Annotated in this window: 12 protein-coding genes and 1 pseudogene; 11 read left to right on the top strand and 2 right to left on the bottom strand. The window is 70.2% G+C overall.

What is annotated here, in order from left to right:
- Positions 1-320 precede the first annotated feature (320 nt).
- Positions 321-1,184, bottom strand: a complete 864-nt coding sequence (locus tag ABZ382_RS09525; protein ID WP_357086243.1) for an immunity 49 family protein — start codon at positions 1,182-1,184, stop codon at positions 321-323.
- Positions 1,185-1,407: 223 nt separating this feature from the next.
- Between ABZ382_RS09525 and hemW the strand changes: the two genes are divergently transcribed.
- From hemW to era, 10 genes and pseudogenes are all read left to right on the top strand, one after another.
- On the top strand, positions 1,408-2,568 hold the full coding sequence (gene hemW, locus ABZ382_RS09520; protein WP_357087310.1) for a radical SAM family heme chaperone HemW: 1,161 nt from the start codon (positions 1,408-1,410) through the stop codon (positions 2,566-2,568).
- Positions 2,569-2,679: 111 nt separating this feature from the next.
- A complete protein-coding gene (locus ABZ382_RS09515) occupies positions 2,680-3,528 on the top strand; it encodes an alpha/beta hydrolase (RefSeq protein ID WP_357086241.1) in 849 nt (282 codons plus the stop codon).
- A gap of 152 nt (positions 3,529-3,680) precedes the next feature.
- Positions 3,681-4,721: a heat-inducible transcriptional repressor HrcA gene (gene hrcA, locus ABZ382_RS09510; RefSeq protein WP_357086239.1), complete on the top strand. Its 1,041-nt coding sequence runs from the start codon at positions 3,681-3,683 to the stop codon at positions 4,719-4,721.
- Positions 4,722-4,755: 34 nt separating this feature from the next.
- A complete protein-coding gene (dnaJ, locus tag ABZ382_RS09505; protein ID WP_357086237.1) occupies positions 4,756-5,910 on the top strand; it encodes a molecular chaperone DnaJ in 1,155 nt (384 codons plus the stop codon).
- Positions 5,911-5,914: 4 nt separating this feature from the next.
- On the top strand, positions 5,915-6,655 hold the full coding sequence (locus ABZ382_RS09500) for a 16S rRNA (uracil(1498)-N(3))-methyltransferase (protein WP_357086235.1): 741 nt from the start codon (positions 5,915-5,917) through the stop codon (positions 6,653-6,655).
- A 241-nt stretch (positions 6,656-6,896) separates the two neighbouring features.
- Positions 6,897-7,955: a PhoH family protein gene (locus ABZ382_RS09495; RefSeq protein ID WP_357087308.1), complete on the top strand. Its 1,059-nt coding sequence runs from the start codon at positions 6,897-6,899 to the stop codon at positions 7,953-7,955.
- A 22-nt stretch (positions 7,956-7,977) separates the two neighbouring features.
- Positions 7,978-8,535: an rRNA maturation RNase YbeY gene (ybeY, locus tag ABZ382_RS09490; RefSeq protein WP_357004316.1), complete on the top strand. Its 558-nt coding sequence runs from the start codon at positions 7,978-7,980 to the stop codon at positions 8,533-8,535.
- A complete protein-coding gene (locus ABZ382_RS09485) occupies positions 8,532-9,869 on the top strand; it encodes a hemolysin family protein (protein WP_357086233.1) in 1,338 nt (445 codons plus the stop codon). The genes ybeY and ABZ382_RS09485 overlap by 4 nt, the downstream gene beginning before the upstream one ends.
- A pseudogene (locus ABZ382_RS09480) lies at positions 9,866-10,183 on the top strand (cytidine deaminase); the annotation flags it as partial. The gene ABZ382_RS09485 and the pseudogene ABZ382_RS09480, both read left to right, overlap by 4 nt.
- A 128-nt stretch (positions 10,184-10,311) precedes the next feature.
- On the top strand, positions 10,312-11,265 hold the full coding sequence (gene era, locus ABZ382_RS09475) for a GTPase Era (RefSeq protein ID WP_357086231.1): 954 nt from the start codon (positions 10,312-10,314) through the stop codon (positions 11,263-11,265).
- A gap of 60 nt (positions 11,266-11,325) precedes the next feature.
- Here era and ABZ382_RS09470 read toward each other — a convergent pair whose 3' ends face one another.
- Positions 11,326-12,741 (bottom strand): amidase, encoded by a 1,416-nt coding sequence (locus ABZ382_RS09470; protein WP_357086229.1) that lies wholly within the window; start codon positions 12,739-12,741, stop codon positions 11,326-11,328.
- A gap of 401 nt (positions 12,742-13,142) precedes the next feature.
- Here ABZ382_RS09470 and recO point away from each other — a divergent pair, with 401 nt between their 5' ends.
- Positions 13,143-13,916, top strand: a complete 774-nt coding sequence (recO, locus tag ABZ382_RS09465) for a DNA repair protein RecO (protein ID WP_357086227.1) — start codon at positions 13,143-13,145, stop codon at positions 13,914-13,916.
- Positions 13,917-13,992: the final 76 nt, after the last annotated feature.

The raw sequence follows: 13,992 nt of genomic DNA, 5'->3' as shown, positions 1-13,992 counted from the left end.
GCGTCAGGGAGACGCCGGATTCCGGGAGAATGGGAGCCGATCTACCGGAGGCTTCCGGACAGACAGCTCGCGCTGCAGACACGCTTGAAGTCGACATGGCGACGCGCCACGAGTCGTACTCCGAGTCCAGTCATGTGGCTTATTGTGCCACGTCAGAAGGGTCGTTCCGACTGCCGGATCGAATTTTCCGCAGTTTTCCGGGAAATCCCCTGGATACCTTGTCCGATTTGTGACGGGCATCATAGATCAACGCCGGGCGAACCACTTGGACGGTTGACCTGAACGATTCGGTGTGCGTGCCTCGACGATTCGGGGCGAGTCTAGGACGCGCGATCGGCGTCGGCCTCGGTCAGGCGGGCCTTCGCGGCGGCGAGGCGGGCGAGCTCGTCACCCAGTTCCGGGGAGAACATCCAATCCGGCCGATCGATGAATCCGGCCGGTAGGTACTCCGAGCGGACGGCGGTCCGATAGCCCAGGTCCCGGGCCCAGCAGGCCAGGCCCAGCAGCGGCAGCGAGAACACGCCCTCGGGATCGTTGCGCCACACGTCGTTGTCGAAGAACGCCCGATGCCGCCGCAGCGCGTGGGTCAGCTCGCGGTCGAAGCCCTCCGAATCGCCGTCGGCCAGCCGGATGAACACCTCCACGGCCGGGCGGAACAGCAGGTCGGTGACGCCCTGCGCGCCCACCCGGCTGGTGGTGTCCAGTGCCCAGGCCGCCTCGTAGACGCTCTTGGGCCCGTACCGCCACGCGGTCTGGAGCAGCCGCACCCACTCGTACTGGAAGTCGTCGAAGGCGTCGTCGCCGAACTCGCGCAGGCGGTCGATCGGATAGTCGACCAGTTCGGTCATGGCCTCGGCGTCGCGGGCGATGAGCGTCCACCAGAACGCGGCCCGCCAGCCCGCCACCTTGTCGTGCCGGTCGAAGCCGGATTCGATGCCGTCCGCGCGGAACCGGCGGGTCACCGTCTGTTCGGTCGAATGGGCGAAGTACCAGGTCCGCGACCGCAACGCCGCCGGATCCGGTAGCAGCATGGTGGCCAGCAGCACCCCGTCCATGGACCGCGAGAAGTTCGGCCCGTCCGGCCGCACCGGCCGCCGTGCCCGGTAGACCACCGGGGCCACCGACCCCTCGTCCACTTCCCTGATCGACTTGGCGTCGATCTCGTGCCGCGGCACCTCGATCATCGGCTCGTCCCCGTCCGCACCCGGACCAGCTCGCACCCGGCCCGCCGAAATCCCTTGGAATGTACCCGGATTCGGTACCCGCCGCCGGATGGGCCGGGCGTCGGACGCGGCGGCTGCCACCGGGTGCGTTGTGATGCGGGCAACCGGTCACACTGGGAGGGTGACCTCGACAGCTCCCGAACAGACCACCGGCCCGGCCGTCGCGGACGACTCCGCCGCGCCCGTGCTGCGCGACTTCGGGGGCGGGCCGTTCGGGATCTACGTCCACGTGCCGTTCTGCGCCACCCGCTGCGGATACTGCGACTTCAACACCTACACGGCGGGGGAGCTGGGCTCCTCGTCCTCGCCGCAGTCCTGGTTCGAGGCGCTGCGCGGCGAGCTGGCCACGGCGGCACGGGAATTCGACGCGCTGCCCTCGGCGACTCCCGCGGTCGAGACGGTGTTCGTGGGCGGCGGCACGCCGTCGCTGCTCGGCGGTGACGGCCTGGCCGGGGTGCTCGACGCGATCCGCGACAACTTCACCCTCGCGCCCGGCGCGGAGGTGACCACCGAGTCCAATCCGGAATCCACCTCGCCGGAGTTCTTCGAGCGGCTGCGCGCGGCCGGGTACACCCGGATCTCGCTGGGCATGCAGTCGGCGGCCCAGCACGTGCTGAAGATCCTGGACCGCACCCACACGCCGGGCCGGGCGGTGGCGGCCGCGCAGGAAGCCCGCGCGGCGGGCTTCGACCACGTCAACCTGGACCTCATCTACGGCACCCCCGGCGAATCCGACGCCGATCTGGACGCCAGCCTCGACGCCGTGCTGTCCGCGGGCGTGGACCACGTCTCGGCCTACTCGCTGATCGTGGAGGACGGCACCGCGCTGGCCCGCCGCGTCCGCCGCGGCGAACTGCCCGCCCCCGACGACGACGTGCTGGCCGCCCGCTACGAACGCATCGACACCCGCCTGACCGCGGCGGGCCTGCACTGGTACGAGGTCTCCAACTGGGCCGCCTCCGACGCGGGCCGCTGCCGTCACAACCTCGGCTACTGGGACGGCGGCGACTGGCTCGGCGCGGGCCCGGGCGCGCACAGCCACGTCGGCGGCACCCGCTGGTGGAACGTGAAACACCCTGCGCGCTACGCGGATCGCGTCACCACGGGTGCGCTGCCCGCCGCGGGCTGGGAGTCGCTCACCGACGAGGAGCGCTACACCGAACGCGTCATGCTGACCGTGCGCCTGCGCACCGGCCTGCCGCTGGCCGATCTCGACGCGGACGGCCGGGCCGCCGCCCAGCGCGTGATCGCGGACGGCCTGGCCGAGCGGGCCGGCGACCACCTGATCCTCACCGACCGCGGTCGCCTGCTCGCCGACGGCGTCGTCCGCACCTTGCTGACCTGACCAGCCGGAATCGGCCAACCGCGGGTGAAACCGGGCGGTCCGGACTAGATTGTTCAGCGGAGATTTCGTAGCACCGGTCTGGATCGACACCCTTCGGCCCGAGGACATCTCATGGTGAAGTCACTGATGCGACCCGTCGAGCTCCTGAACAGCCTCCGTACCCGGCGCGTCACTCGCGCGACTTTCGGTGCGGCCACGGCTCTGGCGCTCGCCGCGAGCCCGCTCGCCGCCGGCTCGGCCACCGCCGCCGACCTGCCCACCGTGGTGCTGGTGCACGGCGCCTTCGCGGACTCCTCCAGCTGGGACGGCGTCGCCGCGCGGCTGCGCGCGGACGGCTACCCCGTCGTGACGCCGGACAATCCCCTGCGCGGTCCCGCGTACGACGCGGCCGCGATCCAGCGCACCCTCGACGGCATCGCCGGTCCGATCGTGCTGGTGGGGCACTCCTACGGCGGCACCGTGATCAGCAATGTGCACGACCCCAAGGTCGAATCCCTGGTCTACATCTCCGCTTTCGCGCCCGTGCAGGGCGAAGCCGCACTGCTGGAACTGAATCCGATCCAGTACCCGGGCTCGCAGCTCACCCTCGCGCTACGGCTGAAGGCCGTCGACGACGCGCAGGGCATCGCGGGCAGGAACCTGGACGCCTATGTCGACCCGGCCCGCTTCCCCGAGGTCTTCGCCCAGGACGTCGATCCGGCGATCGCCGCCGACATGGCCGCCCGCCAGCATTCGCTCGCCCTGTCCGCCAACCTCGAGGCCTCGGGCGCACCGTCGTGGGCCTCGACGCCGAGCTGGTACCTGGTGTCCACCGCCGACCGGGTGATTCCGCCCGCCTCCCAATGGGATATGGCCAAGCGCATGAACGCCCGTGTCTCCTCGATCGACGCCTCGCACGCCGGGCTGGTCTCGCACCCGGCCGACGTGGCGGCCATGGTGGAGGCCGCCGCCGGGCGGTGAGCGTGCGGGCGGTCATAGGGCGAGCTGCGCGACGCCCACTATCCTGGAGTGGATAATCCGGGAATTCCGTATGGCCGGTGCCGAGTGTCCCGCCGCGGAAGGCTCGGGGACGCGCCAGGCGTGCCCGAGGCGAGCGAGGAGGTGGGGCCATCATGTCGAGCACTGAACAGCGACGGCTCGAGGTCCTGCGGGCCATCGTCGCGGACTACATCGCGACCAAGGAGCCGATCGGGTCCAAGACCCTGGTGGAGCGCCACAATCTCGGCGTGTCCAGCGCGACCGTCCGCAACGACATGGCGGTGCTCGAGGCCGAGGGCTACATCGCCCAGCCGCACACCTCCTCCGGCCGCATCCCGACCGACAAGGGCTACCGGCAGTTCGTCGATCACATCTCCGAGGTGAAGCCGCTGTCCGGCCCGGAACGCCGGGCCATCATGGAATTCCTGGAGAGCGGCGTCGATCTCGACGACGTGCTGCGCCGCGGGGTCCGGCTGCTCGCGCAGCTGACCCGCCAGGTCGCCATGGTCCAGTACCCGACGGTGTCGGCGTCGACCGTGCGGCACATCGAGGTGGTCGCGCTCAATCCCGCGCGTCTGCTGCTGGTGGTGATCACCGACACCGGCCGGGTCGATCAGCGTCTGGTCGATCTGGGCAATCTGATCAGCGACGAGGATCTGGCCGCGCTGCGCGGCATGCTCGGCAAGGCGATGGAGGGCAAGCGCCTGGCCGCGGCCTCCGCGGCGGTGGCCGAGCTGCCCGAGCACTCCCCGGGCAAGCTGCGCGACGTGCTGGTCCGGGTGTCCACCGTGCTGGTCGAGACCCTGGTCGAGCACGCGGAGGAACGCCTCGTGCTGGGCGGCACCGCCAACCTCACCCGCAATGCCTCCGACTTCCCCGGCAACGGTTTCCCGGGCTCCCTGCGCACCGTCCTGGAGGCGCTCGAGGAGCAGGTGATCGTGTTGAAGCTGCTGGCCGCGGCGCAGCAGCCGGGTACCGTGACGGTGCAGATCGGTGAGGAGACCAAGGTCGAGCAGATGCGCGGGACGGCCGTGGTGTCCACCGGTTACGGGCTGACCGGTACGGTGCTCGGAGGTATGGGGGTGCTGGGGCCGACCCGCATGGACTATCCGGGGACCATTGCCTCGGTGGCGGCCGTCGCCCGGTACATCGGTGAGGTGCTCGCCGAACGGTGAGCAAGCACGAGACGAAACAGGACTAGAGACGCACGTGGCACGGGACTATTACGCACTGCTCGGAGTCGCACGGGGTGCGACCGACCAGGAGATCAAGCGCGCCTATCGGAAGCTGGCCCGCGAACTGCATCCCGACGTGAATCCGGAGCCGGAGGCCCAGGAGAAGTTCCGCGAGGTCTCCACGGCCTACGAGGTGCTGTCGGATCCGGAGAAGCGGCGCATCGTCGACCTCGGCGGCGACCCGATGGAATCCGGCGGCGGTATGGGAGGCGGCTTCTCGGGCGCGGGCTTCGGCGGCCTCGGCGACGTCTTCGAGGCGTTCTTCGGCGGCATGAACGCCTCCGGCGGGACCCGCAAGCCGCGCGGTCGCGTGCAGCCGGGCGCGGATTCGCTGTTGCGGACCCGGCTTTCGCTGCAGGAGTGCGCGGTCGGCGTCACCAAGCACCTGACCGTCGACACCGCCATCCTCTGCGACCTGTGCCAGGGTTCGGGCACCAACGGCAACTCCAAGCCGGTGCGCTGTGAGACCTGTGGCGGCGCGGGCGAGGTGCAGACCGTGCAGCGGTCCTTCCTCGGCCAGGTCATGACCTCGCGTCCGTGCCCCACCTGCCGGGGCGCGGGCGAGACGATTCCGGACCCCTGCCGCAAGTGCGGCGGCGACGGCCGCGTGCGCTCGCGCCGCGAGATCGCCGCGCCGATCCCGGCCGGTGTGGCCAACGGCATGCGGGTGCGTCTCGCGGCCCAGGGCGAGGTCGGCCCGGGCGGCGGTCCCGCGGGCGACCTGTACGTGGAGATCGTGGAGCAGCCGCACGACACCTTCGTGCGCGACGGCGACGACCTGCACTGCACCATCCGGGTTCCCATGGTGGACGCGGCGCTGGGCACCACGGTCGTCATCGACACCATCCTCGACGGCCCGGTCGAGCTGACCATCCCGGCGGGCACCCAGCCCGGCGAGGCGTCGGTGCTGCGCGGCCACGGAATGCCCAAGCTGCGCGCCAACTCCCGGGGCGACCTGATCGCGCACCTCGACATCGTGGTGCCGACCAAGCTCGACGCCAAGCAGTCGGACCTGCTGCGCAAGTACAAGGGCATGCGGGCCAACGAGCACACCGAGGTGCTGTCGGCGCAGTCCGAGCACAACTCGGGCCTGTTCGCCCGCCTGCGCGCCTCCTTCAGCGGACGCTGATCCCTTGGCCGCCACCGTCTTCTACCTCGACGAGATCCCCGAACCGGGCGCGACCGCGGTGCTGGACGGCCCCGAGGGCCGCCACGCCGCCACGGTGCGTCGCATCCGGGTGGGGGAGCCGATCACGCTGTCCGACGGGCACGGGATCCTCGCCGATTCGGAAGTGGTTGCGGCCCAGAAGGATCGCCTCGAGCTGAAAGTCCTGTCCAAGCGCGCGGCCGCGCCCTGGACCCCGCAGGTGACGGTGGTCCAGGCGCTGCCCAAGTCCGACCGTTCGGAGCTGGCGGTCGAGCTGATGACCGAGGCGGGCGCCGACGCCATCGTCCCGTGGCAGGCGCTGCGCTGTGTCTCCAACTGGGAGTCCAAGGCCCGCAAGGGCGTCGAGAAGTGGCGCGCCGCCGCCAAGCAGGCGGCCCGCCAGTCGCGGCGCGCCTACATCCCGGATGTGGCGGAGCTGCACGGCACCAAGGACCTGCTGGAACTGGTGCGCTCGGCCAAGGCTCAGGGCGCGCTGGTGGCCGCCCTGCACGAGTCCGGCGAATCCCGTTTGACCGAAATGTCTTTCGACGGGGTGCCCGAGATCATCCTCATCGTCGGTCCCGAGGGCGGCCTGGACGACTCCGAGCTGAAGGCCCTCGCCGAGGCGGGCGCCGACATCGTGCTGCTCGGCCCCACGGTGCTGCGCACCTCCACCGCCGCGGCCGTCGCCCTGGGCGCGCTGGGCGCTCTCACCCCGCGCTGGTAGCGCTCGCCCCGGGTGCCGGCGCATCGATCCCGGCGGGTTCGCCACGGAATGGATTCGGCGCAGCGGCAGTTGCGTGTCAGCGGTGCGTTATGCCTGCTGGTAGCCGCTTATTCACTGGGCGGTGTCGGTGGGCGGCGGTAAACTTCTGTCAACGACGACGGCTTCGAGACCGGAAAGCAGGCCATAGCCACTTTTGAGAACACCAGGCGAAATCGGCGATCAGAGCACTTCCACTGCCCGCATCGGCGGTGTCGACGGTTCCGGACCGGCGGGGCGGACCGTTCGTTCGAGCATCGAATTGGCACCGGAATCGGTGTTCGGATTCCTGGGTTCGGCTGATGAGAACCTGCGTGAACTCGAGCGCCTCCTCGATGCCGACATCCACGTCCGTGGCAACTCCGTCACCCTGACCGGTAAACCGGCCGATGTGGCGCTGGCCGAGCGCGTGGTGGCCCAGCTGGTCGCGTTGACCGCACGCAACCGGGTGGTCACGCCCGAAGCGGTGCGGCACACCTACTCCATGCTCACCGAGGGTTCCTCGGACTCCCCGGCCGAGGTGCTCAGCCTGGACATTCTGTCCCGGCGCGGCAGGACCATCCGGCCCAAGACGCTGAACCAGAAGCGCTACGTCGACGCGATCGACGCGCACACCATCGTCTTCGGCGTCGGCCCGGCCGGTACCGGCAAGACCTACCTCGCCATGGCCAAGGCCGTGCAGGCGTTGCAGACCAAGCAGGTCAACCGCATCATCCTGACCCGGCCCGCGGTCGAGGCGGGCGAGCGGCTGGGCTTCCTGCCGGGCACGCTCAACGAGAAGATCGACCCGTACCTACGTCCGCTCTACGACGCCCTGCACGACATGATGGATCCCGAGGCGATCCCGAAGCTCATGCAGGCCGGGGTCATCGAGGTCGCGCCGCTGGCCTACATGCGCGGTCGCACGCTCAACGACTCGTTCATCATTCTGGACGAGGCGCAGAACACGACGGCCGAGCAGATGAAGATGTTCCTCACCCGTCTGGGCTTCGGTTCCAAGATCGTGGTGACCGGTGACATCACCCAGGTCGACCTGCCGAACAACGCGCGGTCGGGTCTGCGCGCGGCCACGGAGATCCTGCACGGCATCGACGACATCCACATCGCCGAGCTCACCAGCGCCGATGTGGTCCGGCACCGCCTGGTCGGGGCGATCGTGGACGCCTACGACCGCTACGAGTCGGACACGCGCCCGCCGGCGGCGGTGCACTATCCGGGCAATCGGGCGCAGCGACGTGCCGCGAGCCGGGGAGACCGGCACTGAACTCGACCACTACGCTGATCGGGTGAGTATCGAGATCGCCAACGAATCGGGTATCGAGGTATCCGAAGAAGAACTGGTCAGTGTCGCGCGGTTCGTCATCGGTCAGATGGACGTCCATCCGGCGGCCGAGCTGTCGATGGTGCTGGTCGATCTCGACACCATGGCGGATCTGCACATGCGCTGGATGGACCTACCGGGTCCGACCGACGTCATGTCGTTCCCCATGGACGAGCTGGAGCCGGGCGGGCGGCCCGATGCCGCCGAGCCCGGCCCCTCCATGCTCGGTGACATCGTGCTCTGCCCGGAGTTCGCGGCCCAGCAGGCCGAGAAGGCCGGGCACTCCATGGATCACGAGCTGGCGCTGCTGACCGTGCACGGCGTCCTGCACCTCCTCGGCTACGACCACGCCGAGCCCGAGGAGGAGAAGGAGATGTTCGCGTTGCAGGCCTCCCTGCTGGAGGGCTGGTACGAGAACGTGCGCCAGGAGATGCGCCGCGCCGAGCTGGCCGAGCGCGACCAGCGGCTGCTGGGCAAGACCGGATTCACCGACACCACCGGTGATCCGCTGGGCCCGGCGTGAATTCATTCGTTCTGCTGCTGCTGGCGATCGTCCTGGTCCCGGCCGGCGGGGTGTTCGCGGCGCTGGACTCGGCGCTGAACACCATTTCGCCCGCGCGCGTCGAGGATCTGGTGCGCGCCGAGCGGACCGGGGCGGCGCGGCTGGCGCGCATCATCGCGGATCGGCCGCGTTATGTGAATCTCATGGTGCTGCTGCGCCTTACGTGCGAGATCACGGCAACGGTGTTGCTGGCGGCCGTGCTGCTGGACTGGCTGGGCGAGGCGCCCGCACTGCTGATCACCGCGGCGGTCATGGTGCTGGTCGACTACGTGGTGATCGGTGTCGGCCCGCGCACGCTGGGCCGTCAGCACGCCTATTCGCTGGCGCTGGGCGCGTCGTTGCCGTTGCAGGCCATCGGCTCGCTGCTGGGCCCGATCAGCCGCCTGCTCATCCTGATCGGTAATGCGATCACCCCCGGTAAGGGATTCCGCAACGGCCCCTTCGCCTCCGAGATCGAACTGCGCGAAGTGGTGGACCTGGCGGGCGAGCGCGGCGTGGTGGACGCCGACGAGGCGCGCATGATCCAGTCGGTGTTCGAACTCGACTCCACCCCGGCGCGCGAGGTCATGGTGCCGCGTACCGAGATGGTGTGGATCGAGGCGGACAAGACCGCGGCGCAGGCCATGTCGCTGGCGGTGCGGTCGGGGCATTCGCGGATTCCGGTGATCGGGGAGAACGTCGACGACGTTCTCGGCGTCGTCTACCTGAAAGACCTTGTCCCGTACGCGGATCGGAGCCGGAAGGTGAAGGTGCGCCAGGTCATGCGGCCCGCCGTCTTCATTCCCGACTCCAAGCCGCTGGACGCGCTGCTCGACGAGATGCAGCGCCATCGCAACCACATGGCGGTGCTGGTCGACGAGTACGGCGGCATCGCGGGCCTGGTCACCATCGAGGACATTCTCGAGGAGATCGTGGGCGAGATCGCCGACGAGTACGACAAGGACGAGATCGCGCCGATCGAGCAGATCGGCGCCGGCAAGTTCCGGGTCTCGGCCCGGCTGCCCGTCGATGACCTGGGCGAACTGTTCGACATCGAGATCGAGGAGGAGGACGTCGACACCGTCGGCGGCCTGCTCGCGCATGCTCTGGGCCGCGTCCCGCTGCCCGGCTCCAAGGCCGTCGTCCAGGGCTTGCAACTGAAGGGGGAGGGCGGGGCCGACGCGCGCGGCCGCATGCGGATCCACACGGTGGTGGTGCGCAGGGCCCAGGAGAAGGCGAGAACCGAACCGGCGGAACAGGAACCGGGCGGCGCACACGACGATGGAGAGGCCGATGACCGAGATGAACGCCGATGATTGAGCTCGACGCCGAGGACGGCAAGCTGCGGGTGCTCGCCCGCGGCGCGATGGGCCGCACCGGCGGCCGCGGCGGCGCGGCCGTGCGCGACACCGACGGCCGCACCTACGCGGCCGGGACGGTGGAGCTGACCGCGCTCCCGCTGACCGCCCTGCAGGCCGCGGTGGCGGCCGCGATCTCCAGTGGCGCTACCGGTTTCGAGGCCGCCGTGGTGGTGGCGGGCAAGCTGTCCGATCCCGGTGTCGCGGCGGTGCGTGAGGTATCGCCCACGGCGCGAATCATTTTCAGCGACGTCAAGGGCGCGGTGTTCGACGTGCTGGACGCCGACGACCACTACGGCGTGGAGAACCCCATCGCGGCGCAACGCCCCGAGGACAATGTCGCGGGCGCGCGTCAGGTTCCGGCGGGTTTCGACCTGGACACCGAATCGGAGGTCTTCGAATGAGCGGCAAGGGCGATGGCAAGGGCGAATTCCGTTCCGGCTTCGTGTGTTTCGTGGGGCGGCCGAACACCGGCAAGTCCACGCTGACCAATGCCATGGTGGGGCAGAAGATCGCCATCACCTCCTCGCGGCCGCAGACCACCCGGCACACCATCCGCGGCATCGTGCACCGCGACCACGCGCAGCTGATCCTGGTCGACACCCCCGGTCTGCACCGGCCGCGCACCCTGCTCGGGCAGCGGCTCAACGACCTGGTGCGCGATACGTATTCGGAAGTCGACGTGATCGCGGTCTGCATTCCGGCCGACGAGAAGATCGGTCCCGGTGACCGCTGGATCGTCGAGCAGATCAAGACCATGGCGCCCAAGACCACGCTGCTGGGCGTGGTCACCAAGATCGACAAGGTGAGCCGCGACCAGGTCGCGCACCAGTTGATGGCGGTCTCCCAGCTGCTCGGCCCCGAGGCCGAGGTGGTTCCGGTGTCCGCGGTCAAGGGCGAGCAGGTCGAGGTGCTCATCGACGTCATCGCCTCGCAGATGCCCGAGGGCCCGGCCTTCTACCCGGACGGCGAGCTCACCGACGAGCCCGAGGAAGTCCTGATGGCCGAGCTCATTCGCGAGGCCGCCCTGGAGGGCGTGCGCGACGAGCTCCCGCACTCGCTCGCGGTGGTCATCGAGGAGGTCCTCGAACGCGAGGAGAACGACGACACCGAGACCGACGGCCGTCGCTCCGCCGAGGGCATGCTCGACGTGCACGCCCTGCTCTACGTGGAGCGTCCCAGCCAGAAGGCCATCATCATCGGCAAGGGCGGCGCCCGCCTCAAGGAGGTCGGCACCAACGCCCGCAAGCAGATCGAGCACATCCTCGGCACCCGCATCTATCTGCATCTGCACGTGAAGGTGGCCAAGGACTGGCAGCGCGACCCGAAGCAGCTGGGCAAGCTCGGCTTCTGACCCGCGTCATCGCATGGCACGCCGCGAGGAATCTCCCTCGCGGCGTGCCATGCGGCCTTTCTAGGGCTGCGGCCACCAGGGCGTCGGACGGGCCTTGTGCCACTGGAGTTCCGATTCCAGCTGGGCCGCGACCGAAACCAGCAGCGCCTCGGAGTTGGCGGGCCCCATCAGCTGCGAGCCGACCGGGAGTCCGGCGGCGGTGAAACCCGAGGGGATGTTCACAGCGGGCCAGCCCAGCACGTTCCACGGCCAGGTGTAGGGGCAGGCGGCGGTGATGAGTTCGTCGGTGGCCCAGGAGCCGATGCCGTCGATGTCGTGGACGCCGGGTGGCGGCGTGGCGGTGGTGGGGGCCAGGACCAGGTCGAAGTCGTCGAAGATGCGACCGGTTTGCTTGCGCAGCAAGGGTTCCGCGGCCCGGGCGGCGGAGAGCAGAGGCGAGAGCACGCGGCCGACGGTGGCGTTGTGGTGGGTGCGGGGGTCGACCGTGGCCCCGGGCAGGCGGTCGAGGGCCTCGCGGATGCCGACCATGGAGCGGGGGAGGAAGGTCGCGCCCATCAGGACGCCGTAGTGGACGTCGGCGATGGAGACCTCGTGGCCGAGGCGGCGCAGGGTGCCGGCGGTGGCGTGGACGCGGGCCTCGACCTCGCGATCGAGCGCGGTCCTGGTGGCGGTGAACGGAATTCGCAGCGACAGCGCGATGCGCAGGCGGCCCGGATCGCGGCCGACGGCGTCGGAGACGGTCAGGGCGGGCGGGGTGTGCAGGTCGCCGGGGTGCGGTCCGGCGGCGGCGTCGAGCAGCAGCGCGGCGTCGGCGACGGTGCGGGCGAGGGGGCCGTTCACGGTGAGGCCGAAGAAGGCCTCCGGCAGCGGCCAGGTGGAGATGCGGCCGCGCTGGGGCTTGATGCCGACCAGGTTGTTCCAGGCGGCGGGGATGCGGACCGAGCCCGCGCCGTCGGAACCCAGTGCGGCGGGGACCAATCCGGCCGCGACCGCCGCGCCCGAGCCGCCGGACGAGCCGCCCGGGGTGTGGCCCGAGCCCCACGGATTGGTGGTGTGGCCGAAGGCCTCGGCGCTGGTGAACGGCAGCTGGCCGAGCTCGCAGGTATTGGTCTTGCCGACGATGACCGCGCCCGCCGCGCGCAGCCGCCGCACCGCCTCGGCGTCCTCGGTCTTGGCGGGGAAGTCGCCACCGCACCCGAAAGCGGTTGGCGTACCGGCCAAGTCGGTGTCGTCCTTGATGGCGAGGGGGACGCCGAGCAGTGGATCCCGTTGTCCGGCGGCCAGTTTGCGATCCGCCTCGGCGGCTTCGGCGAGGGCTTCGGCCCGCCGCACGATCCGGAAGGCGTTCAACGCCCCCTGGCTGGCTTCGATCCGATCGAGGACGGCGCCGGTCGCCTCCACCGAGGTGATCGTGCCTGCCGCCAGTGCCGCCGCGAGTTCCGTCAGCCCGAGTTCGCCGACTGCCGCCAGTGCCATGTGAGTCCCGTCTCTCCGTACCGGGGAGTAACATAGCGCGACTTTGGTCACAGGTCCAACAGTGTTATCGATCCCCGGGCCGCTCGCCCGAAGGTGGTGTACCGCCGTCCGGCCCACCCCTCCGGGGCCGGACGGCGGTACACGTGCGGGTCGCCTCGCCCACCGGACGAGCGATGCGCAGCGAGCGCGGTGCGGACGGTACCGCCGCCCAGCGGGATCCGGCGGCGGGAGTCTGGCGCGTCATGGAGTCCTCCGATGGGTGCGTCCGAATGCTCTGCCCTGCGGGTTTCAGCCTGGTTTCAGTCGCCAATCGCGGGCCAACGAACTTCTAACCGCGCCCCGCCGCGATACACGCCGCGACTCGTCACCGCCCGGTCGGTCCCGCGTGCGAGACTGTTGCGGTGCGGTTGTATCGGGATCATGCGGTGGTGTTGCGCCAGCACAAGCTGGGCGAGGCGGACCGTATCGTCACGCTCCTGACCCGCCAGCACGGTCTGGTGCGCGCGGTAGCCCGGGGTGTGCGGCGCACGCGCTCCAAGTTCGGCGCCCGCCTGGAACCGTTCGCCTACGTCGACATCCAGCTCCATCCCGGCCGCAATCTCGACACCGTCACCCAGGTGCACACGGTCGAGACCTTCGCCGCCGACATCGTCGCCGACTACGGCCGCTACACCACCGCCTGCGCGGTCCTCGAAACCGCCGAACGCCTCGCGGGCGAGGAAGGCGCACCCGCCGCCCGCCTGCACACCCTCACCGCGGGCGCCCTGCGCGCCATCGCCCTGGGGCACCGCCCGCACGAACTGATCCTCGACGCGTTCCTGCTGCGCGCCATGGGTTTCGCGGGCTGGGCTCCGGCCCTCGACGACTGCGCCCGCTGCGCCACCCCCGGCCCGCACCGCGCTTTTCACGTCGCCGCCGGCGGCGCGGTCTGCGTGCACTGCCGCCCGCCCGGCGCGGCCACCCCGATGCTCGGCGTCCTCGACCACATGAGCGCTCTCAATCGCGGCGACTGGTCCGGCGTCGACGCCGTCCCCGACGCCATGCGCCGCCAGGCCAGCGGCCTCATCGCCGCCCACCTGCAATGGCATCTGGAACGCCAGCTCCGCACCCTCCCGCTCATCGAGCGCACCCGTCCCCACGAGGCCGTCGACCGCACCGAAGCCGCCATCGGCTGACCGGCCGGACACCCGCCGGTCCGGCGCCGGAATTCGGAGAACGAGTGTCGGCGGTGTGGAGGTCCGGTGTGAATCC

Origin of the sequence: Nocardia sp. NPDC005825 (assembly GCF_040630175.1) — a bacterium.
In the GTDB taxonomy this organism is placed as follows: Bacteria; Actinomycetota; Actinomycetes; order Mycobacteriales; family Mycobacteriaceae; genus Nocardia.
The sequence above is the reverse complement of the archived record's forward strand: the minus strand, read 5'-3'. Positions and strand labels throughout refer to the sequence as shown.

What these genes read in the sequence shown, in the direction of transcription:
- ABZ382_RS09525 (WP_357086243.1), bottom strand. Translation starts at nt 1,184, where the DNA reads ATGATCGAGGTGCCGCGGCACGAGATCGACGCCAAGTCGATCAGGGAA.
- ABZ382_RS09515 (WP_357086241.1), top strand. Translation starts at nt 2,680, where the DNA reads ATGGTGAAGTCACTGATGCGACCCGTCGAGCTCCTGAACAGCCTCCGT.
- hrcA (WP_357086239.1), top strand. Translation starts at nt 3,681, where the DNA reads ATGTCGAGCACTGAACAGCGACGGCTCGAGGTCCTGCGGGCCATCGTC.
- ABZ382_RS09470 (WP_357086229.1), bottom strand. Translation starts at nt 12,741, where the DNA reads ATGGCACTGGCGGCAGTCGGCGAACTCGGGCTGACGGAACTCGCGGCG.
- era (WP_357086231.1), top strand. Translation starts at nt 10,312, where the DNA reads ATGAGCGGCAAGGGCGATGGCAAGGGCGAATTCCGTTCCGGCTTCGTG.